This window comes from Mesorhizobium sp. M4B.F.Ca.ET.203.01.1.1 (genome assembly GCF_004791025.1).
Classification (GTDB): domain Bacteria; phylum Pseudomonadota; class Alphaproteobacteria; order Rhizobiales; family Rhizobiaceae; genus Mesorhizobium; species Mesorhizobium abyssinicae.
The window spans coordinates 445,873-465,108 of sequence record NZ_SRUO01000004.1 but is presented as its reverse complement, the minus strand read 5'-3'; the positions used below and the strand labels follow the sequence as shown (position 1 = coordinate 465,108).

At 66.1% G+C, this 19,236-nt stretch carries 20 protein-coding genes and 1 pseudogene; 15 read left to right on the top strand and 6 right to left on the bottom strand.

The annotated features are described in order from the left end of the window. Nucleotides 1-30: 30 nt before the first annotated feature. The gene (locus EN846_RS12155; RefSeq protein ID WP_127283106.1) at nucleotides 31-381 is read left to right on the top strand and encodes a DUF1491 family protein; all 351 of its coding nucleotides are present in this window, start codon (nucleotides 31-33) and stop codon (nucleotides 379-381) included. On the opposite strand, the gene EN846_RS12150 is transcribed toward EN846_RS12155, so the two are convergent. Beyond that, nucleotides 376-1,431 carry a DUF2336 domain-containing protein gene (locus tag EN846_RS12150; RefSeq protein WP_127391046.1) on the bottom strand — a complete coding sequence of 352 codons (1,056 nt, stop codon included), beginning with the start codon at nucleotides 1,429-1,431 and terminating at the stop codon, nucleotides 376-378. The genes EN846_RS12155 and EN846_RS12150 overlap by 6 nt on opposite strands. A 188-nt stretch (nucleotides 1,432-1,619) precedes the next feature. Here EN846_RS12150 and EN846_RS12145 point away from each other — a divergent pair, with 188 nt between their 5' ends. Beyond that, nucleotides 1,620-1,799: a hypothetical protein gene (locus EN846_RS12145; RefSeq protein WP_187331197.1), complete on the top strand. Its 180-nt coding sequence runs from the start codon at nucleotides 1,620-1,622 to the stop codon at nucleotides 1,797-1,799. Between the two features lie 53 nt (nucleotides 1,800-1,852). Here EN846_RS12145 and EN846_RS12140 read toward each other — a convergent pair whose 3' ends face one another. The 4 genes from EN846_RS12140 to EN846_RS12125 all read right to left on the bottom strand — a co-directional run bounded on the left by EN846_RS12140 (nucleotide 1,853) and on the right by EN846_RS12125 (nucleotide 6,038). After that, nucleotides 1,853-2,401 (bottom strand): DUF1254 domain-containing protein, encoded by a 549-nt coding sequence (locus EN846_RS12140; protein ID WP_127283109.1) that lies wholly within the window; start codon nucleotides 2,399-2,401, stop codon nucleotides 1,853-1,855. Next, on the bottom strand, nucleotides 2,394-2,978 hold the full coding sequence (locus EN846_RS12135; RefSeq protein ID WP_127391047.1) for a DUF1214 domain-containing protein: 585 nt from the start codon (nucleotides 2,976-2,978) through the stop codon (nucleotides 2,394-2,396). Before EN846_RS12135 ends, EN846_RS12140 begins: the two co-directional genes overlap by 8 nt. A 103-nt stretch (nucleotides 2,979-3,081) precedes the next feature. Further along, nucleotides 3,082-5,238, bottom strand: coding sequence for a penicillin-binding protein 1A (locus tag EN846_RS12130; RefSeq protein ID WP_127391048.1), 2,157 nt, complete (start codon nucleotides 5,236-5,238; stop codon nucleotides 3,082-3,084). Between the two features lie 161 nt (nucleotides 5,239-5,399). Further along, entirely contained in the window at nucleotides 5,400-6,038 is a 639-nt protein-coding gene (locus tag EN846_RS12125; RefSeq protein ID WP_127284054.1) for a TetR/AcrR family transcriptional regulator, read from the bottom strand. A gap of 124 nt (nucleotides 6,039-6,162) precedes the next feature. Here EN846_RS12125 and EN846_RS12120 point away from each other — a divergent pair. The 3 genes and pseudogenes from EN846_RS12120 to EN846_RS12110 form a co-directional block, all read left to right on the top strand. Then, nucleotides 6,163-6,525 (top strand): annotated as a pseudogene (locus EN846_RS12120) (glycine cleavage T C-terminal barrel domain-containing protein); the annotation flags it as partial. Between the two features lie 118 nt (nucleotides 6,526-6,643). After that, nucleotides 6,644-8,197, top strand: coding sequence for a trimethylamine methyltransferase family protein (locus tag EN846_RS12115; protein ID WP_128346657.1), 1,554 nt, complete (start codon nucleotides 6,644-6,646; stop codon nucleotides 8,195-8,197). Between the two features lie 187 nt (nucleotides 8,198-8,384). Then, nucleotides 8,385-8,792, top strand: a complete 408-nt coding sequence (locus EN846_RS12110; RefSeq protein ID WP_127284052.1) for a DUF3168 domain-containing protein — start codon at nucleotides 8,385-8,387, stop codon at nucleotides 8,790-8,792. Nucleotides 8,793-8,801: 9 nt separating this feature from the next. Here the strand turns inward: EN846_RS12110 and EN846_RS12105 are convergent, their stop codons facing one another. Next, nucleotides 8,802-9,188: an ester cyclase gene (locus tag EN846_RS12105; protein ID WP_127284051.1), complete on the bottom strand. Its 387-nt coding sequence runs from the start codon at nucleotides 9,186-9,188 to the stop codon at nucleotides 8,802-8,804. A gap of 225 nt (nucleotides 9,189-9,413) precedes the next feature. On the opposite strand from EN846_RS12105, the gene EN846_RS12100 reads away from it, so the two are divergent. The 10 genes from EN846_RS12100 (at nucleotide 9,414) to EN846_RS12055 (ending at nucleotide 19,234) form a co-directional block, all read left to right on the top strand. Next, nucleotides 9,414-9,713, top strand: coding sequence for a hypothetical protein (locus EN846_RS12100; protein ID WP_127284050.1), 300 nt, complete (start codon nucleotides 9,414-9,416; stop codon nucleotides 9,711-9,713). Between the two features lie 70 nt (nucleotides 9,714-9,783). Beyond that, nucleotides 9,784-10,449, top strand: coding sequence for a response regulator transcription factor (locus EN846_RS12095; protein WP_127284049.1), 666 nt, complete (start codon nucleotides 9,784-9,786; stop codon nucleotides 10,447-10,449). After that, complete coding sequence (locus EN846_RS12090; RefSeq protein ID WP_127391050.1) at nucleotides 10,433-11,854, top strand: ATP-binding protein; 1,422 nt, start codon at nucleotides 10,433-10,435, stop codon at nucleotides 11,852-11,854. Before EN846_RS12095 ends, EN846_RS12090 begins: the two co-directional genes overlap by 17 nt. A 175-nt stretch (nucleotides 11,855-12,029) precedes the next feature. Continuing rightward, nucleotides 12,030-12,467: an RT0821/Lpp0805 family surface protein gene (locus EN846_RS12085; protein WP_127284047.1), complete on the top strand. Its 438-nt coding sequence runs from the start codon at nucleotides 12,030-12,032 to the stop codon at nucleotides 12,465-12,467. 177 nt (nucleotides 12,468-12,644) lie between these two features. Further along, nucleotides 12,645-13,781, top strand: a complete 1,137-nt coding sequence (ccmI, locus tag EN846_RS12080) for a c-type cytochrome biogenesis protein CcmI (RefSeq protein WP_127391051.1) — start codon at nucleotides 12,645-12,647, stop codon at nucleotides 13,779-13,781. Nucleotides 13,782-13,784: 3 nt separating this feature from the next. Further along, nucleotides 13,785-14,228, top strand: coding sequence for a cytochrome c maturation protein CcmE (gene ccmE / locus EN846_RS12075; protein WP_127391052.1), 444 nt, complete (start codon nucleotides 13,785-13,787; stop codon nucleotides 14,226-14,228). Beyond that, entirely contained in the window at nucleotides 14,228-16,219 is a 1,992-nt protein-coding gene (locus EN846_RS12070; protein WP_127391053.1) for a heme lyase CcmF/NrfE family subunit, read from the top strand. The genes ccmE and EN846_RS12070 overlap by 1 nt, the downstream gene beginning before the upstream one ends. Next, nucleotides 16,216-16,680, top strand: a complete 465-nt coding sequence (locus EN846_RS12065) for a cytochrome c-type biogenesis protein (protein WP_127391054.1) — start codon at nucleotides 16,216-16,218, stop codon at nucleotides 16,678-16,680. The genes EN846_RS12070 and EN846_RS12065 overlap by 4 nt, the downstream gene beginning before the upstream one ends. A gap of 119 nt (nucleotides 16,681-16,799) precedes the next feature. Further along, a complete protein-coding gene (locus tag EN846_RS12060) occupies nucleotides 16,800-18,350 on the top strand; it encodes a Do family serine endopeptidase (RefSeq protein ID WP_127391055.1) in 1,551 nt (516 codons plus the stop codon). 209 nt (nucleotides 18,351-18,559) lie between these two features. After that, nucleotides 18,560-19,234: a response regulator transcription factor gene (locus EN846_RS12055; RefSeq protein ID WP_187331196.1), complete on the top strand. Its 675-nt coding sequence runs from the start codon at nucleotides 18,560-18,562 to the stop codon at nucleotides 19,232-19,234. Nucleotides 19,235-19,236 lie beyond the last annotated feature (2 nt).

The following is a 19,236-nucleotide window of genomic DNA, read 5'->3' as shown; positions in this document are numbered from 1 at the left end:
GGAGCCGCGCATGTCGTCCGGAACCTTGCCATGCGCGTGACCACCGACCTGTGGGTGTCGGCCCTGTTGCGCCGGGTGTTCGCCGCTGGCGGTTTTGCCGCCGTGGTCACGCGCGGCGCGGCCGAGGCGGGCGCGATCTTCGTGCTGTCGCGCGGCCGGCTGGGCGAGGTCGCCCTGTTCGGGCCGGCGCCGCAGACCAGCTACGATTCGGCCAAGCCCGACGAGCGCTTCTTCAGCCTGCTCGGCTCCGGCGACGATGCCGCGCCGTTCGACGCCAGGCTGGAGCGCGAGAAGAAGTTCGATCCCGATATATGGGTGGTCGAGATCGAGGCCGGCGCCGTTCCGGTCGAGGAGCTTTTGTCCGTCAGGACGGACTCATGACGCCTTGAGGCTGGCGGCCGCGTCGCCGCTGTTAGAGGCCCGGCGCTCCTCGTCATTCGCCGTATCGGCGGCGTTGCCGCGGATCGCCCGCGACAGCGTCTCGGCCTTCCAGTTGCGCACCTTGTCGAGCGCCGCCTCGCGATGCAGCAGGCGGTAGCGGTCGAGGAACAGGCGGATCGCCTGCGGATGGGGAAACTCCCGGGGGTAGACGGCGACGGCGATCAGGAAGGCGCGATCCTCGCTGAGGTCGAGCGAGCGCAAGGCCGCGAGCAGCGCGGCATAGCTGGCCTGTTCGGTCAGCGAGCGCGCCGTCTGGAAATCGATGTCGAGTGCGTCCGCCAGCGCGGTCTGGAAGAACGCCGCATTGCCGGTCAGCGCCGTCTCGCGCAGCTTCACATAGCTCGCCTGGCCGACGAACGGATTGACACTCTCGCTTCCAGTTTCAGGACGCATCATCGCGCGCAGCCGGCGCCTGGCATTTTCGGCAGCCATGCCTGGCGGTTGCCGCGCGTCATCGTCGCTGGCGATGGCGAGCGATTCCGCGGCCGGTGTCGCTTCGGCTTTGGCCGACGCCGCTTCGGCCTTCGCGGACACTGGCTGCGCGATCGGCTGCGGCGGCCGCACCCTGACCAGCGTCGGCTTCTCGAGCGCCCTGATCAGATCAGCGATGGTCGGGTTCAGTTCCTTGCGGCGCGCAATGGCGCGCGCATGCGGCAGGCCGTGGCGGCCGATCAGCGCGATGAGGTCGATGTCGCTCAGCGCCCGCGAGCGGGTCAGCAAGGGAGCGGCGATGTCGACCGGCTCCTCAGCCAGCCGCCGGACCAGGGCGCCTGGCGCGTATTCGCATTCGGAAAGCGCGGCGGCGACGTAGCGGCGCGATTCGACCGACACCTCTTCGAACAGCGGCAGCGTCAGGTCCTCGAGCTGGCCGATCTCGCGCCGCGATGGGCGCGTGAGCGAGCAGAATGCCGATACCGATGCGCGGAACAGCCTTTCGGCCTTTCCCGCCTCCGTCCGAATAGCGATTTGCCTGAAATCCGAAGATGACACGGAGGATACGCCCGATACTCGACACAAGCCTGGCTTTGCTCGACCGAACCGTGCCGGTTTCGCGTCCGCCAGAAACAAAGATCAAATTAGCGGCGATCCGTTAGCGCTCCGTTAACCCTCTGCCCGCCTTAATCAACTTTGGAGGCGTTGCGTTCTGCTCCGGTGCAACCGAGAGGAATACGCGAACCATGGGCATGGTACTGTCTTTCGTGCCGCGACCGGCACCAGTAAATCGAGCAGTTCAGAACACCGGCACGCCGGCGGCGGTGATCATCTTCCCCGGCGTCCGCTACGAACAGCCGCCAGTGGCCGGCGAGACGCGGCCGGCTGGCCCGGACAAGCCGCCGACGCCCGTGCCGCATCACTAGAGGGCGGCAAGGACGCTCCAGCACTTGGGGATAGCGCAGGCGGGGCCGGCCGGTCAGTACTCCTGCAGCTCGCAGGAGCTCTGCTCCAGGAAGCGTGACACGATCGGTTTCCAGCTGTCGTCCGGCACGAAGGCGCGGATGACGAAGATGCCTTCCTCGATCGGCGCCTCGACGAAGATCGCGCCCTGGAGCTCCTCCGGAAGTTCCCGGCGCACATCGATCATCTGCGCCGGCGTCAGCACCACCGTATCGAGCACGCCACCGGTCGCGGTGTGGTCGTTGAAGGAATAGAAATTGTGGCCGTTGCGGTCATAGACCGAGACCGACCAGAACGGCACGTGGCCCGGCGCCTTGATGCGCACCAGGCCTTCGGCGAGGTCGAAGCGGCACGCGGCCGCGTAGAACAGCGGATCGACCGACTTCACCACCGGCGCGCCGCCGGCCTCGGCGTCGAGCCTGGTCATCCTGTAAAGGTCCGAGGCCATCGCCAGCCGCGACCAGGCATCGCGCTCGGAAAAATCCGGCACCAGCATCAGCACCACGATATGGACGATGCCGGCGCCGATCAGGCCGAGCAGCACGGCGTGGAAGAGCCTACGCATTGCAGCCCACTTTCACGATGCTGGGCAGCGCCACGTCGGAAAGCCCGGTGCTGCTGGCGATCGGCGTGTCGTAGAAGGTGAGCACGAAATACATCTTGCCGAAGCCGTCGGTCAGCAGCCAGTTGCCGGGGGCGGGGCGGTTGCCGACGGCAATCGTCACCGCATTGTCGGGCTGGCGCAGCACCTGGTAGGACTGAAGCGCGGCCAGCCTCGGCTTGCCGGTGTCGACCACGCCCAGCGACTGGTCGGCGGCATAGAGCGTCCAGAAGCGGGCGGTCGGGAATCCGCCTTCGATCGTATAGGCGCATTCGCGCCTCAACGGCTCGCCTGCGGCATCGCGCTCGGCGATGAAGGACAGGCCCTCGGCCTTGCCCAGCGCCAGCACGCCCTCGCGCGCCACGCGCGCTTTCGAATAGGGATCGGCGCCTTGCGTGCCGATCTCGGGAAAGGCCGTCCATTGGCCGATCCTGATCGCGCCGACGCCGTCCTGCGCCTGCAGCGCATACCAGACGCTACCGCCGCCGACGCCGACGGCAATGGCAAGCGAAAGCAGCGTCAGGAGGGCGGTCTTGAGCATGAACAGCCAAAACAGGAGAACTTGCCGTTCGGGGATATCGCGGGCAGGGGCCTCGTGGCAAGCGGGACTTCCCCCTTCTCCCCTAGTGGGAGCAGAGCGCAGCTCAGAGCGCCGACAGCGTTTCCGGCGCCTTGGGCGCGTCGAGCACTGGGGCTGTCTGGAACGCCTTGGTCATCTCGCGCAGCATCTGGGTGGTCTGGCTGGACAACACCGGCGGCCGCTCGGCCGCGGCCTGCGCTTCGGCCGCCTCGACGTTCTTCTTGGCGGCCTCCTCGGCCTTGGCCGCGACTTCCGGATCGACGAACGGGTGGTCGAGGCCGGGGATCGGCTTCAGGTCGATGTTCTGGTGCGCATAGACCATCAGCCGCTGCCACACCATCGCCGGCAGCGTGCCGCCGGTCATCTTGTTGGTCGGCGTGAAGTCGTCATTGCCAAGCCAGACGGCGGCCGTGTAGTTGCCGGTGAAACCGACGAACCAGGCATCGCGATAGGATTGCGTCGTGCCGGTCTTGCCGGCGACGACGATGTTGGGAAGCTGGGCGCGCCGTGCCGTGCCGATCACCGGTACCGCCGCCAGCATCGTGTTCATGTATTTCAGCGCCTGCTCCGACAGCACCCGGTGCGGCGGCGGCGCGTCCTTGGCCCAGTCATAGACGACATCGCCGGTGCGGGTGACGAGCTGGGTGATGCCGTGCCTCGAGCCGACGAGGCCGTTCTGCGCGAAGACGCTGTAGCCCGTCGCCTGGTCCATCACCGTCATGCCCGACGTGCCGAGCACCATGGTCTTGTGCCCTTCCAGCGGCGACTCCACGCCCATCGATTCGGCCATCGCCTTGATCGGGCCGATGCCGAGATGGTCCTTGGCCAGCCGCACCGGCACGGTGTTGATCGACTTGGCGATCGCCGTGATCAGCGTCACATTGCCGGCCGAGCCGCCATTGTAGTTGTGCGGCGACCAGCCGCCCCAACTGATCGCGCCGCCGGAGACGACCGAGTCCGGCGTGAAGCCGTGCTCCATCGCGGTCGCATAGACATAGGGCTTGAACGAGGAGCCGGTCTGGCGCAGCGCCTTGGTGGCGCGGTTGAACTGGCTGGCGCCATAGTCGCGGCCGCCGACGATGGCGCGCACCGCGCCGTTGGTCTCGATCACCACCACCGCGCCTTCGGTGACGTTGTATTCCTTGCCAAACTGGCGGAGATGGAATTCCACCGATTCCTCCGCCGCCTTCTGAATGTTGGCGTCGAAGGTGGTGTGGGCGACCAGCGAATGCTGGCCGGGCTTGGCGATCTTCTTGACCTCGTCGAAGGCCCAGTCGAGGAAGTAATCCGGGCTTTTCTGCTCGCCGCGGTCGACGACGTCGGCCGGATGCAGCCTTGCCTGCAGCACCTGGCCCTCGGTCATGAAGCCTGAATCGACGAGGTTGGACAGCACCACATTGGCCCGCGCGCGGGCGGCCGGCAGGTTGATGTGCGGGGCGTATTTGGTCGGCGCCTTGAACAGGCCGGCCAGCATCGCCGCCTCGGCGAGGTTCAGATCCTTGACGCTCTTGCCGAAATAGAAATCCGCCGCCGCCTCGATGCCGAACGTGCCGCCGCCCATATAGGCGCGGTCGAGATAGAGCTGCAGGATCTCCTTCTTGGAAAGGTTGGCCTCCAGCCACAGCGACAGGAAAGCTTCCTTGATCTTGCGCTCCAGGGTGCGCTCATTGGTCAGGAACAGGTTCTTGGCCAACTGCTGGGTGATGCTGGAGCCGCCCTGCACGACCGAATTGGCGCGCACATTCTCGAAGATGGCGCGCGACAGGCCGAGCACGTCGATGCCGTAATGATCGAAGAAACGCCGGTCCTCGGTCGCCAGCACCGCCTTGATGACATGGTCGGGCATCTCGTCGACCGGCACGGAATCGCGCTGGATGATGCCGCGCTGGCCGATCTCGTTGCCGTAGCGGTCGAGGAAGGTGACGGCGAAGTCGCCCTGGGCGCGCCAGTCTCCGTCGGTGATCTGGAAGGCGGGCATGGCCAGCGCAAGCAGGACGACGACGCCGCCGGCGCCCATGGTGAAGCCTTCGCTGAGCACCTCGATGATGCCGCGCCGCCAGCCCTTGACGCGGAAGCGGCGGGAAAAGATGGTCGCCGATTCCCAGAATTCCCGCGCCTTGAAGCCGATCTCGTAGAGCGAGGAATCGAGCCAGGCGTCGATGGCAAGCAGCGCCGAGGCGATGCGGCCCCTTCTCTTGCGTGGTCTCAAAGGACTTGCCATTGCAGAATTCCGCCCCAGCGCACTGCCCGAAACAGCATCGGTAGTTTCGGAGAGTGGCACCCTGCGCGACTATTCGACCATTTTACCACCGCTCACAAGGGCAGCGAAGCCACACACAAGCTTTGTTGATCGCTAAGGTTGATAATGCGGACTCAGCGATATCACCGCGCCGCGATGAAGCGCATGAAATGCGCCACGTCCGCATCGCTCGGCTCCTGGCCGGTGAAGGCGCGCAGATAGGCAGCGAGATGGCTGACGCGCGCCTCGACCGGTTCCTTCAGGTCGAGCACATAGTAGCCGATCTGCATGTAGTAGAGAACGCGCGCCCGGATGAAGGCATTCTCCGCGTCATAGCCGTGTCGCTGGTACATGTCGCGGATGGCGGTGAGGCGATCGTCGTCGGCCTGGTCGATCATGCGCCGCACGTCGTCGGAACGGCGTGCCCATTCGCGGATGGCGAAATCGAGCCTCGGGTCGAACATGCGCTCGTCGGCCCAGCATTCGAACACGTTGAGCACGCCCATGATGATGGTTGCGGCCGGGCGCCGGGCGCGCTCGACGATCGCCTTGGTGTTGGTCTCATGCCAATGCTTCAGCAACTGGTCGAGCAGATCCTGCCGGCTTTCGAAATACCAATAGAAGCTCGATCGCGACACGCCCAACTTCTGGCCGAGCGACAGCACGCGCACGCTCTCGATACCGTCGGAAATCAGGATTTCGAGCGCGAGCTTGATCCAGTCCTGGCGCGTCACCTTGATGTTGCCGGGCGCCGGCTCGTCCTGCGGAGCAATCATGATCATGGACACACAAGTGGCACGGCCAGTTGCCTCGCGCAAGCTCTGCACATAAGTGTCTAGACACATATGTACAGTGGGTATATGGTCACGGCTTCCAACGAGAGGGAGAGGCTCGTGAAGTCGTACGCCGGGGCAGACCGGCCTCGACCGTTTCATCGCCGTCTCCAAGCGCGACTTCATCGGCCGTGACGCGGCGCTGAAGGAACGTGACGCCGGCGTCTCGCGGCGGATCGTGACGCTGGAGATCGATGCCGTCGATGCCGACGCCAGCGGTTTCGAGCCGGTCTGGCACAAGGGTCGGCGCGTCGGCTTCGTCACCTCCGGCGGCTTTGGCTACACGGTTCGCAAGAGCGTCGCGCTGGCGTTGGTGGACGACGATTTCGCCGGGGAGGGGACGGAGCTTTCGGTGCACATTGTCGGCGTCGAACGGCCGGCGCGCGTCATCCCTGCCTCACCCCACGACCCCGACGGCAAGGCGATGCGGCAATAGAGCATGATCCCGAAAAGTGGGAACCGGTTTTCGGAAAAGATCATGCCCAAACAAGAGGATAAGATGGAACGGGATGACGCTTCGAAGAAAAGTCATCCTGTTCCAAGGAGGATATGACATGGTTGAAGATGTCGCCCGCGATCTGAGGCGCGAACGCCGGCGTGGACGCACCGGCGAGGCGGGCAGCGAGTCAAGCCGCCGGCCGGACTACCGGTCGCTCAAGAACCCGTTCCTGCCGCAGCCGATCTTCTCGGAGGACCAGGTCGCGGCCATCCACGACACGGCGCTGCGCGTGCTGGAGGAACTCGGCATCAAGGTGCTGCTGCCGGAAGCGCGGCATGTCTTGGCCGGCGCCGGCGCGCTGGTCGACGAGGACAGCCAGATGGTGCGCATCGGCCGCGACTTGGTCGAGGCGGCACTGGCCTCGGCGCCGCGCTCGATCAAAGCCCATGGCGGCGCGCGCGATCGCGATCTGATGCTCGAACTGGGCTCGATGACCTTCCTCGCCGGGGCCGGCGCGCCCAACGTCACCGATCTCGAACGCGGCCGGCGGCCGGGCACGTTGGCCGCCTACGAGGAACTGACCAAGCTCATCCAGCATTTCGACGTGCTGCACATGCTTTGTCCCAGCATCGAGCCGCAGGATGTCGACAATCGCTTCCGTCACTATGCCGTCAACCGGGCGCAGCTGACGCTCTCGGACAAGTTCCCGTTCGTCTTCGCGCGCGGCACTCCGCAGGTCGACGACAGTTTCGAGATGGTCCGCCTGGCGCGCGGCCTCTCCGAGGACGAGTTCCGCGCCGGCGCTCATTGCTACACCGTCATCAACACCAACTCGCCGCGCCAGCTCGACATCCCGATGGCGCAAGGCATCATCGATTTCGCCAGGGCCGGCCAGGTGTCGATCATCACGCCCTTCTGCCTGGCCGGCGCCATGGCGCCGATCACCGTTGCCGGCGCGCTGACGCTGCAGCATGCCGAGGCGCTGGCAGGGCTGACGCTGGCACAGATCGTGCGACCCGGGGCGCCGGTCGTCTATGGCTCCTTCTCCTCCAATGTCGACATGAAGTCGGGCGCGCCGGCCTTCGGCACGCCGGAGCACGTCAAGGCGACGCTCGGCGCCGGCCAGCTCGCCCGCTTCACCGGACTGCCCTGGCGCTCCGGCGGCGGCAGCGCCGCCAACATTTCCGACGCTCAGGCCGCGCATGAGACGCAGTTCGCGCTGTGGGGCTCGGTACTGGCCGGCGCCACCGTCTGCATCCACGCCGCCGGCTGGCTGGAAGGGGGGCTGAGCGTCTCCTACGAGAAGCTGATCACCGACATCGAGGCGCTGCAGACGGTCGCCGAGCTTTGCTCGAGGACACCCGGCGACGAGGATTCCATCGGCTTCGAGGCCATCGCGGAGGTGCAACCGGGCGGCCATTTCTTCTCCGCCGGTCACACCATGGCGCGCTACCGCACCGCCTTCTACGAGCCGCTGGTCGCCGACTGGTCGAACTTCGGTAGCTGGACGCAGGCCGGTTCGAAGAGTGCCACCGAGCGCGCTACCGGCATCTGGAAGCGGCTGCTCGCCGACTTCCAGCCCCCGGCTTCGGCCGCCGCCACGGCCGGCGTGCTCGACGAGTTCATCGCCCGACGCACCGAGGAGGGCGGCGCTGCGCCGGTGTCTTGACGGAGATCAGTCCAGCCTTGCGGAACTGCCGCAAGGCGACAAGGCATTCCTGACGCCAGGCCAGTCATATCCGGACAGGAAGTGTCATGCGGTCTGGCGCGGGTCTTGCGACGCGGCTACGCTGCATGTGAAGACTGTTGGCGGCGCAAGGGATTGTCCAAGGCGTGACTGGCGAGCGGAGACGACGATGACGGCGCCCGACGATTTGCTGCAGGCCTTGTTCCAGAGATTGAAGAGTGACGCGAAGCTGACGGCGCTGCTGGGCGGCGCCGGCCTGCTCGAGCGGGCAACCGAGAACGCCGCCTTTCCTTATGTCACGTACGGCCACACCAGCGCGTTCGACCAGGACACCGGCGCCGACAACGACGCCGACCAGCTTGTCACGCTGCATGTCTGGTCGAAGGCCCATGGCGAGGCTGAAACGCGCCTCATCATGAACCGCATCGAGGCGCGCCTTGCGGGAGCGGCGCTGTCCATCGGCCCGCGCGGGCAAACACGCCTGTCGCTGGAGTTCGCCGAGGCTCGCTACGACGAGGACCTTGCGGTCCATCATGGACTGCAGCGCTTCCGCGCCGTCACGCGGGAAGACGCCTGACGGATCGCATTAAAGCTGAGCCGCGATCTCGGCCTTGTCGATGACCGACCAGACCTCGCATATGTGCGCGTCGCGAAATTCGTAAAACACGTTCTCGGCGAAGCTGACCCGCTTGCCGTTCACGGGCAATCCGAACAACCTGCCTTTGGGTGTGCAGTCGAAATGCAGGCGGGCAGCCACGCGCGGCGGCTCGCAAACCAGGAGTTCGATGCTGAAACGGAGATCGGGAATGGCCTGGAAATCGCCTTCGAGCATGCGCCGATAGCCCGACAGTCCAACCGTTTCGCCATTGTACTGCACCGCCTCGCCGACGAACCGGCCGAGATTGGCCCAGTCCTGGGCGTTGAGACACGCGATGTAGCCACGGTAAAGTTCGGCAAGTTCCTCGCGTCCCATCGCCTGCTACTCTCCTCATCGGGTCTTCGTACTCTACCCGGGGCAAGGCGAAAGGTCTGCAACGAAACCATTAGCCGCCACCGCCGTTTTCCGGTTATGAGTCTGGGGTCGGGCCTGAGGGGAACGGCGCGATCGCAGTTGCGTTTCAGGGGGTGTTGCGGGCATGGTTTTTCGGGCGTTCACCGTTCATTTCACGTTCAGCACCGATGCGTTACAACGCCTGCCATGAATACGTTTCGCTCCCATCTCCGAACCGCGACACTGGCGCTCGCAGCGACGGGCCTGCTCGCGTCGCAGGCAATGTCGGCTCCGGCCATCGCGCCTGACGACACGCAGCCGTTCGTGGTCGCCGCATCGGACTGCTACGCGATCGGCCAGCAGGTGGCGGCGCAGAATGGCGGCACGCTGGCCAAGGCCTCGCAGGCGACGCGTGGCGGCCAGGCGGTCTGCGTCATCGTCGTGCTGGTGCCCGGCAAGGATGGGCAGCGCCCGCGCCGCACCGAGATCGTCGTTCCGCTGAATTGATATCGAAGTTTCCCAAACTATTGGAATCGCTGTATATCCGCCCTGAACGTCAAGAGGTTTGAACTCCGGCATGCGTGTGCTCGTCGTCGAAGATGACAAGGATCTCAACCGGCAGGTGTCGGACGCGCTGGTCGACGCCGGCTATGTCGTCGACCGCGCCTTCGACGGCGAGGAGGGGCATTTCCTCGGCGACACCGAGCCTTACGACGCCGTCGTCCTCGATATCGGCCTGCCGCAGATGGACGGCATCAGCGTGGTCGAGCGCTGGCGCCGCGGCGGCCGCAAGATGCCGGTGCTGATCCTCACCGCGCGTGACCGCTGGAGCGACAAGGTGGCCGGCATCGATGCCGGCGCCGACGACTATGTCACCAAGCCTTTCCACATCGAGGAGGTGCTGGCGCGGGTCAGGGCGCTGATCCGGCGCGCCGCCGGCCATGCCTCGTCGGAACTGACCTGCGGGCCGCTGCGCCTCGACACCAAGGCATCCAAAGCTGATGTCGACGGCGTGCCGCTGAAGCTGACCTCGCACGAATTCCGTTTGCTTGCCTATCTCATGCACCATATGGGCGAGGTGGTATCGCGCACCGAACTGGTCGAACACCTCTATGACCAGGATTTCGATCGCGATTCCAACACCATCGAAGTCTTCGTCGGCAGGCTGCGCAAGAAGATGGGCATCGACATGATCGAAACCGTGCGCGGCATGGGCTACCGCATGCGTGAGCCGGAGGCGTAAGGCGGAACCGCTCGCTACAATCGCAAGGAAGCCTTTCGCGGCGCGGCTCTGGCCGCGCTCGCTGGCCTTCCGCGTCATTGCGTTCTCGACCCTCTGGGCGATCCTGACGCTGGTCGTCATCTTCACCCTGATCACAACGCTTTACCGTCAGGCGAGCGAGCGCGGCTTCGACAGCTTGCTGTCGGCGCATCTGTTCAACCTGATCGGGTCGGTCGGCATTTCCGACAACGGGGCGCTCACCGGCGCGCCGGATCTTGGCGACCTGCGCTTTTCCGAACCGAATTCCGGCTGGTACTGGTCCGTGGAGCCGGCCTCCGAGGGCGTCCACGGCGAGATCCACTCCTCCTCGATGACGACGTCGGTCCTGTCGCCTTCCGTCGCCGAGGTTCCCTTTAACGCGAACTTCCAGCGCAGCTACTCGGCCGAAGGCATCAAGGGCGAGGAGCTTGAAGTGTTCGAGAGCGAATTCGTCCTCGACGCCAAGAACCGCGCCGCGCGCTTCCGCGTCATGGGCAATCAGACCGAGCTGGAACAGGAGATCGCTACCTTCCAGCGCCGCCTGCTCACCTATCTGTCGCTGTTCGGCGTCGGCATGATAGCCATCAACGCCATTGCCATCCTGATCGGCCTGCAGCCGCTGCGCCGTGTCCGCAACGCGCTGGCCATGGTGCGCGAGGGCACTGCGCAGCGGCTCGACGGCCGCTTCCCGGCCGAGATCGAGCCGCTTGCCAACGAAACCAACGCGCTGATCGAGAACAACAAGCGCATCGTCGAGCGTTCGCGCACGCAGGTCGGCAACCTCGCCCATTCGCTGAAGACGCCGCTCGCGGTGCTGCTCAACGAGGGCCGGGCGCTCGGCGGCGCCAAGGGCCAGCTCATCGCCGAACAGGCCGCCTCGATGCAGAAGCAGGTCGACCACTATCTGCAGCGGGCGCGCGTCGCCGCCCAGCGCGACAGCGTAGTCTACCGCACGCCGGTCACGCCGCTGGTGCAGCGCATGGTGCGGGTGCTGCAGAAGCTCAAGCCGGAGATCAAGCTTACACTGTCGCTGCCGGCGGCCGAGATCATCTTCGGCGGTGAGCGCGAGGATCTGGAGGAACTGCTGGGCAACCTCCTCGACAACGCCCTGAAATGGGCGAAGGGTGCGGTCGCCGTCTCGGTGGCGCCGGTTCCCGGCGTCGGCCTGTTCGAGATATCGATCGAGGATGACGGCCCGGGCATTCCCGAGGACAAGGCGCGCGAGGCGCTGAAGCGGGGCCGGCGCCTCGACGAAACCAAGCCCGGCACCGGGCTCGGCCTCGCCATTGTCGCCGACCTCGTCAACGAATATGGCGGCGTGCTGGCGCTGGAACGCTCCGCCACGGGCGGCTTGAAGGCGGTGGTGCGGTTGCGGAGCCTTCAGTGATGCCTTGCCCGGGCCGGTCGACATCGATGGGCGGAGCATGGTATGCGCCACGTCGATTGCTCCCGATGTCGGCGGCCGCGGCCAAATTTCCGACAAACATCAACACTATGGCCACGCCAACTTTCCCGATGGCGCCGCCCCCAGCACATCCTGCTCGAGAAAACCGGTTGTTGGCATGAAGATTCGCGTCGCGCTCGTTTCCGCACTGCTGGCCGTTTCCGGCTGCACGACGCTGAGCCGGGGCGGCCCGGACGCCGGCGTCACGCCGGCCGCTACGCCGCCGGCCGGCGGCAAGGTGGCCACCACGATCATTTCGGCCATGCACGGCGGCCTTGTCGGCGGATCGATCGGCTCCGGCCTCGACGACACCGACAAGCGCAAGGCGCTGGAAGCCGAATACAAGGCGCTCGAATACACGGCGAGCGGCCAGAAGGTGACCTGGAAGGGCGACAGCACGGGCCATTCCGGCGAAGTCGTCGCAGCTCAGCCGTATAGGGTGGGTTCGCAGGACTGCCGGCAGTACACCCATACGGTCTTCACCGGCACCGCCAGCGCCACCGCGCGCGGTACCGCCTGCCGCAACGGCGACGGCAGCTGGACGCCGCTGACCTGACCAATGCATGTCGCCCAAAAGTGTGAAGCGGTTTTGGGACAACGACATGCATCAAGAAGAAACCGGCCAGAGGCTTGTCGGGTTGACGTCGATCAATGACGGGCGGACGCTTGGCCGTCAAAGCGTCGCAGCGTGCCTGTGTTGGCAGGGCAGGGCTCTGCCGTTATTGGAAGAACCATGCTGTTCTGGGTCATAGCCGCGATCCTCACGCTGGGCGCCAGCCTGGCGGTGCTGCTGCCGCTGGCCGGCGGCACCAAGGGCGCGTCCAGCGCCGGCGAGCATGACCTCGAAGTCTATCGCGACCAGTTGTCGGAACTCGACCGCGACGTGGCGCGTGGCCTGATCCAGCCGGCGGAGGCTGAGGAAGCGCGCGCCGAAATCGGTCGTCGCATCCTGCGCCTGGGCGCTGCTGGTCAGTCCGGCCCGGCCGCCCGGCGGTCATCCATGGCGACCAGGCTGGTCGCGACGGCGGCCGTGCTGGCGGTGCCACTGGTCAGCTGGGGCCTCTATATCAAGCTCGGCTCGCCCGACCTGCCGTCGCAGCCTCTGACGGAGAGGCTCGCCAAGAACCCCGCCGACTCCTCGGTCGACGAACTGGTGGCGCGCGCCGAGGCGCATCTTGCCGCCAACCCGTCCGATGGCAGGGGCTGGGACGTGCTGGCGCCGGTCTATCTGCGGCTGCAGCGCTATTCCGACGCGGTCAGCGCCTACCGCAACGCCATCCGCCTCGACGGCGACAGCGCGGCCCGCCAGGCCGGTCTCGGCGAGGCGATCGCCAACGCCGCCGGCGGCATCGTGTCGGCCGAGGCTCAGGCTGCCTTCGAGGCGGCGCTGAAGCAGGACCCCGCCAATGCGAAGGCGAGCTTCTATCTGGCGATGGGCTTGGCGCAGGAGGGCCGCACCGGCGAGGCGACGGCGGCCTGGCAAAAGATGCTGGCCGCGCTGCCGCCGGACTCTCCGTGGCGCGGCGCGGTCGAGCAGGCGCTGGCCGACACGGCAAGCAAGTCCGCTGCGGCGGGCGCACCCGCCAACGGCCCGGATGCGCAAGCCGTGGACGCCGCGCAGCAGATGTCGCCCCAGGACAGGCAAGCGATGATCGAGACCATGGTCGCCAGCCTCGACGAAAAGCTCAAGCAAAACCCGCGCGATGTGGAAGGATGGATGCGGCTCATTCGTTCCTATGCGGTGCTGGGCAAGGCCGACCAGGCGCGCGATGCGCTCGGCCGCGCCATTGCCGCCTTTGGCGCCGACAGCGAGGAAGCGAAGAAATTCACCGCCTTTGCCGCCACGCTCGGCCTGGCGGCGACGGAGTAGACGATGACGCGCAAGCAGAAGCGACTGTCGGTGATCGTGGCCGGGCTGGCATTCCTCGCCGCCGCGACCGGTCTCACCTTCTACGCGCTTGGCCAGAAGGCGTCCTATTTCTACATGCCCGGCGATCTGGCAACAGCGACTGTCCAGCCCGGCCAGCGCATCCGCCTTGGCGGGCTCGTCGAAAAGGGCACGATCGTGCGCGGGCAGGGCGCGACGGTCGCCTTTTCGGTGACCGACAAGCAGAAATCGGTCAAGGTCACCTATACTGGCATCCTGCCCGACCTGTTTCGCGAGGAGCAGGGCGTCATCACAGAAGGCAGCTTTGGCGCGGACGGCATTTTCGTCGCTGACAGCGTGCTTGCCAAGCATGACGAGCGCTACATGCCGAAGGAAGTCGCCGACGGGCTGAAGGCCAAGGGTGTCTGGCAGGAAAGCAAGAGCCAATAATGGTCGAAACCGGACATTTCGCGCTCGTCCTGGCCTTTGCGCTGTCATTGGTGCAGATGCTGGTGCCGCTCTATGGCGCGCGCGTCGGCAACCTGAAAATGATGGCGGTTGGCGGTCCGGTGGCGGTCACCGGCTTCGCGCTCACCGCGCTGTCCTTCGCCGCGCTGGCCAGCGCCTATGCCGGGTCCGACTTCTCGGTGGCGAGCGTCTGGGAGAACTCGCACTCGCTGCAGCCGCTGATCTACAGGATCACCGGTACCTGGGGCAACCACGAGGGCTCGATGCTGCTCTGGGTGCTGATCCTGACCTTTTTCGGCGCGCTTGTCGCCGTGTTCGGCTCCAACCTTCCGGCAACCCTCAGGGCCAATGTGCTCGCCGTGCAAGGGACGATCGGCGCCGCCTTCTTCCTGTTCATCCTGGCGACGTCCAATCCCTTCATCCGGCTCAATCCGGCGCCGATCGAGGGCCGTGATCTCAACCCCATCCTGCAGGACCTCGGCCTCGCCATCCATCCGCCGCTGCTCTATCTCGGCTATGTCGGCTTCTCGATCTGTTTCTCCTTTTCGGTCGCCGCGCTCATCGAGGGCCGCATCGACGCCTCCTGGGCGCGCTGGGTGCGGCCATGGACGCTGGTCGCCTGGATGTTCCTCACCGGCGGCATCGCCATGGGCTCCTACTGGGCCTATTACGAGCTCGGCTGGGGCGGTTTCTGGTTCTGGGACCCGGTCGAGAACGCCTCCTTCATGCCGTGGCTCGCAGGCACGGCGCTGCTCCATTCGGCGATCGTCATGGAAAAACGCTCGGCGCTGAAGATATGGACGCTGCTGCTCGCCATCCTCACCTTCTCGCTGTCGCTGCTTGGCACCTTCCTGGTGCGCTCCGGCGTGCTCACCTCGGTGCATGCCTTTGCCACTGACCCGGCGCGCGGCGTTTTCATCCTCTGCATCCTGACGCTGTTCATCGGCGGTTCGCTGGCGCTGTTCGCGCTGCGCGCCTCGAGGCTGACAGCCGGCGGCCTGTTCCATCCGATCTCGCGCGAGGGCGCGCTCGTCCTCAACAATCTGTTTCTCACCACCGCCACGGCAACCGTGCTCGTCGGCACGCTCTATCCGCTGGCGCTCGAAGCCGTCACCGGCGGCAAGATCTCGGTTGGCGCGCCGTTCTTCGACCTCACCTTCGGCCCGCTGATGCTGCCGCTCTTGGCGATCGTGCCGTTCGGGCCGCTGCTTGCCTGGAAGCGCGGCGATGTCCTTGCGGCCGCCCAGCGCCTTATGGCGGCCTTCGCCGCAGCGCTCGTCGCCGTGCTGGTGACGGCGCTGTTCATCGACGGCGCCTCGGTGTTCGCCGCCCTTGGCGTCGGTCTCGCCGTCTGGCTGCTCTGCGGCGCGCTCACCGATCTCGCCGTCAAGTCCGGGCTCGGCAATGTTGCGCCGGCGGTTGTGCTCAGCCGCTTTACCGGCCTGCCGCGCTCCGTGTTCGGCACCGCGCTTGCCCATCTCGGCCTTGGCCTGACCCTGCTCGGCATCGTCGGCACGGTCTCATTCGGCACCGAGAAGATCCTGACCATGCACGCCGGCGAAACGGTGGAGCTTTCCGGTAACACGCTGCGCTTCGAGGGCCTCTACCCGGCGCAGGGACCGAACTACAGCGAGGATCGTGGCCGCTTCCTCGTCATCGGCACCGACGGCAACGCCAAGGGCGAGATCAGCTCGGCAAAGCGCTTCTATCCGGTGCGGCAGACGACGACGACCGAATCCGGCATCAGGACGATCGGGTTCAGTCAGCTCTACCTTTCGCTCGGCGACGAGGGCAATGACGGCTCCGTCGTCGTTCGGCTGTGGTGGAAGCCGCTGGTGACGCTGATCTGGGGCGGCGCCCTGGTGATGATGGCGGGCGCTTTGATGTCGCTGATGGACCGCCGCCTGCGCGTCGGTGCGCCGTCGCGCCGCCGCAAGCCGGCCGGCGCCGCGCCTGCCGCGAGCGCGCCATGAAGGTCAGGCTTTCGCTCGCCTCGCTGGCGTTGCTGCTGGGCCTGCTCTTCGCCGGCAGCGCCTTCGCGGTGAAGCCCGACGAGGTGCTCGCCGATCCGGCGCTGGAGGCGAGGGCGCGCGCGCTGTCGGAAGGGCTGCGCTGCATGGTCTGCCAGAACCAGTCGATCGACGAATCCGACGCCGACCTCGCCCGCGACCTGCGCCTCCTGGTGCGCCAGCGCCTCGTTGCCGGCGACAGCGACCAGCAGGTGATGGACTACATCGTCTCTCGCTATGGCGAGTTCGTGCTGTTGAAGCCGCGCTTCAGCCTGCGCAACGCGCTGCTGTGGGGCACGCCGGTCATTCTTCTCCTTGCCGGCGGGTTGTTCATCCTGCTCAGCGCCCGCTCACGCCGCTCGGCCCCCGCGAACACGCTCACCGCCGAGGAGCAGGCGGCGCTGGACAAGATGCTGCGCGACTGAGCACCAACATTACAAAACTTTCATGTACCGGAAATGGCGCCGTAATGTGCGGCTCTCTATTCCTCTTGCCGGAGGATGCCAGCCTGAGCGCATCCCTTGTGAAAGAGGATACGAGACCCATGAATATTGCCCCCAATTCATATTTCGGCACCCGCAAGCGGCTGACCGCGACCGTTGCGTCGCTGGCTGTCATAGGCGCGCTCGGCGTCGGCGCGCTCGCCACCGGAACCGCCCCCGTTCTGGCCGATGCAGTGCGTGTCGAGGCGCCGCAGGTTCCAAGCTTCGCCGATGTCGTCGAGCGCGTTTCCCCGGCCGTCGTCAGCGTCAAAGTCAAGGCCAAGATCGAGCCCGCCGCCGATGACGGTTCCGACCAGTCCGACGATCAGGACGGCATGAACAACCTGCCCGACAATCCGCAGCTGCGCCGCTTCTTCAAGGAATTCCGTGGCTTCGGCGATCAGGGCGGCCAGTTCGGCATGCGCCGTTTCAATCACCGCGGCCACAATGACGGCCAGCCGCGCCCGGTCGCTCAGGGCTCCGGCTTCTTCATCTCCGATGACGGCTACCTCGTCACCAACAACCATGTCGTCGAAGAGGGCTCCGCTTTCACCGTGGTGATGAACGACGGCAAGGAGCTCGACGCCAAGCTGATCGGCACCGATCCGCGCACCGATCTCGCCGTGCTCAAGGTCGAAGGCGACGGCAAGTTCACCTATGTCGACTTCGCCGACGATTCCAAGGTTCGCGTCGGTGACTGGGTGGTGGCCGTCGGCAATCCGTTCGGCCTTGGCGGCACCGTGACCGCCGGCATAGTCTCGGCCCGCGGCCGCGATATCGGCGCCGGCCCCTATGACGACTTCCTGCAGATCGACGCCTCGGTAAATCGCGGCAATTCGGGCGGCCCGACCTTCAACCTCAACGGCCAGGTCGTCGGCATCAACACCGCGATCTTCTCGCCCTCGGGCGGCAGCGTCGGCATCGCCTTCGACATCCCGGCCTCGACCGCCAAGGAAGTGGTGCAGGACCTGATGAAGAGCGGCTCCGTCCAGCGCGGCTGGCTGGGCGTCGAGATCCAACCGGTCACCTCCGACATCGCCGAGTCACTCGGGCTGAAGTCCGAAAAGGGCGCGCTGGTGTCGAGCGCCCAGGACGACGGCCCTGGCAAGAGGGCAGGTATTGCCGCCGGCGATGTCATCACCCAGGTCGACGGCAAGGACGTCGCTTCGCCGAAAGAGCTCGCCCGTCTGATCGGCGCCTATGCGCCGGGCAAGTCGGTGGATGTCACCGTGTGGCGCGACGGCAAGAGCGAGAACGTCAAGGTCGACCTCGGCAAGCTGCCGGCGGGCGACAAGCAGGCGTCGAACGATGACAGCAAGCAGCCGGCGACGCCAAAGGCCGATACGCTGGCCGATCTCGGCCTCACCGTCACCAAGTCGGATAACGGCAAAGGGCTGGTGGTCACCGATGTCGATCCCGACAGCGACGCCGCCGATCGCGGCATCCAGCCCGGCGATGTCATCACCTCGGTCAACTCGACCGAGGTGAGCGGCACGGCAGATGTCGACAAGGCGATGGCCGACGCGGTGAAGTCGGGCCGCAAGGCGGTGCTGGTGCAGATCACCCGCGACGACGCGAACCGCTTCGTCGCGCTGCCCGTCGCCAAGGGCTGACGATCGCGCAACTTTTCCCGAAGCGGCGGTTTCAACACCCCCGAGCCGCCGCAGGGGAAAGCACGGGGCCCGAATACGTTAGTCAGTCACCGTGTTCCGACCCCGGCGGCAGCGGGCTTCCCATCGCCCGCTGCCGCTCCCAACCATCAAAGGCCCTGATGCTCATGCCGGCCACTCAATCTCAGAGCGAAATTGCGTATAACGGCTCTATGAAGATTCTGGTCATAGAAGACGATCGCGAGGCCGCCGACTATCTGCAGAAGGCCTTTGCCGAGGCCGGCCACACCGCCCATGTCGCCGGCGACGGCGAAACCGGCTTCGCGCTCGCCGATGCCGGCGACTATGACGTCATGGTTGTCGATCGCATGATGCCGCGCCGCGACGGCCTGTCGGTGATCGCCGGCCTGCGCTCCAGGGGCAACACGACGCCGGTGCTGATCCTGTCGGCGCTGGGCGAGGTCGACGATCGCGTCACCGGCCTGCGCGCCGGCGGCGACGACTATCTGACCAAGCCCTATGCCTTTTCCGAACTGCTCGCCCGCGTCGAGGTGCTGAACCGCCGCGCCAGCGCCAGGGAAGCCGAAACCGTCTACCGGGTCGGCGATCTCGAGCTCGACCGGCTCTCCCATTCGGTCCGCCGCGCCGCGCGCGAGATCACGCTGCAGCCGCGCGAGTTCCGCCTGCTCGAATATCTGATGCGCCATGCCGGCCAGGTGGTGACGCGGACCATGCTGCTCGAGAATGTCTGGGACTATCATTTCGATCCGCAGACCAACGTCATCGACGTCCACGTCTCGCGCCTGCGCGGCAAGATCGAGAAGGGTTTCGACAAGCCGATCCTGCACACGGTTCGCGGCGCCGGCTATATGCTGAAGGGCGGGTAGCA

Coding starts and splice junctions, on each gene's coding strand:
- EN846_RS12110 (WP_127284052.1), top strand. CDS start 8,385: ATGACGGCGCCCGACGATTTGCTGCAGGCCTTGTTCCAGAGATTGAAG.
- EN846_RS12135 (WP_127391047.1), bottom strand. CDS start 2,978: ATGCTCAAGACCGCCCTCCTGACGCTGCTTTCGCTTGCCATTGCCGTC.
- EN846_RS12095 (WP_127284049.1), top strand. CDS start 9,784: ATGCGTGTGCTCGTCGTCGAAGATGACAAGGATCTCAACCGGCAGGTG.
- EN846_RS12115 (WP_128346657.1), top strand. CDS start 6,644: ATGGTTGAAGATGTCGCCCGCGATCTGAGGCGCGAACGCCGGCGTGGA.
- EN846_RS12085 (WP_127284047.1), top strand. CDS start 12,030: ATGAAGATTCGCGTCGCGCTCGTTTCCGCACTGCTGGCCGTTTCCGGC.
- EN846_RS12055 (WP_187331196.1), top strand. CDS start 18,560: ATGAAGATTCTGGTCATAGAAGACGATCGCGAGGCCGCCGACTATCTG.
- EN846_RS12130 (WP_127391048.1), bottom strand. CDS start 5,238: ATGGCAAGTCCTTTGAGACCACGCAAGAGAAGGGGCCGCATCGCCTCG.
- EN846_RS12065 (WP_127391054.1), top strand. CDS start 16,216: ATGAAGGTCAGGCTTTCGCTCGCCTCGCTGGCGTTGCTGCTGGGCCTG.
- EN846_RS12125 (WP_127284054.1), bottom strand. CDS start 6,038: ATGATCATGATTGCTCCGCAGGACGAGCCGGCGCCCGGCAACATCAAG.
- EN846_RS12140 (WP_127283109.1), bottom strand. CDS start 2,401: ATGCGTAGGCTCTTCCACGCCGTGCTGCTCGGCCTGATCGGCGCCGGC.
- EN846_RS12105 (WP_127284051.1), bottom strand. CDS start 9,188: ATGGGACGCGAGGAACTTGCCGAACTTTACCGTGGCTACATCGCGTGT.
- EN846_RS12100 (WP_127284050.1), top strand. CDS start 9,414: ATGAATACGTTTCGCTCCCATCTCCGAACCGCGACACTGGCGCTCGCA.
- EN846_RS12145 (WP_187331197.1), top strand. CDS start 1,620: ATGGGCATGGTACTGTCTTTCGTGCCGCGACCGGCACCAGTAAATCGA.
- ccmI (WP_127391051.1), top strand. CDS start 12,645: ATGCTGTTCTGGGTCATAGCCGCGATCCTCACGCTGGGCGCCAGCCTG.
- EN846_RS12060 (WP_127391055.1), top strand. CDS start 16,800: ATGAATATTGCCCCCAATTCATATTTCGGCACCCGCAAGCGGCTGACC.
- EN846_RS12070 (WP_127391053.1), top strand. CDS start 14,228: ATGGTCGAAACCGGACATTTCGCGCTCGTCCTGGCCTTTGCGCTGTCA.
- EN846_RS12155 (WP_127283106.1), top strand. CDS start 31: ATGCGCGTGACCACCGACCTGTGGGTGTCGGCCCTGTTGCGCCGGGTG.
- ccmE (WP_127391052.1), top strand. CDS start 13,785: ATGACGCGCAAGCAGAAGCGACTGTCGGTGATCGTGGCCGGGCTGGCA.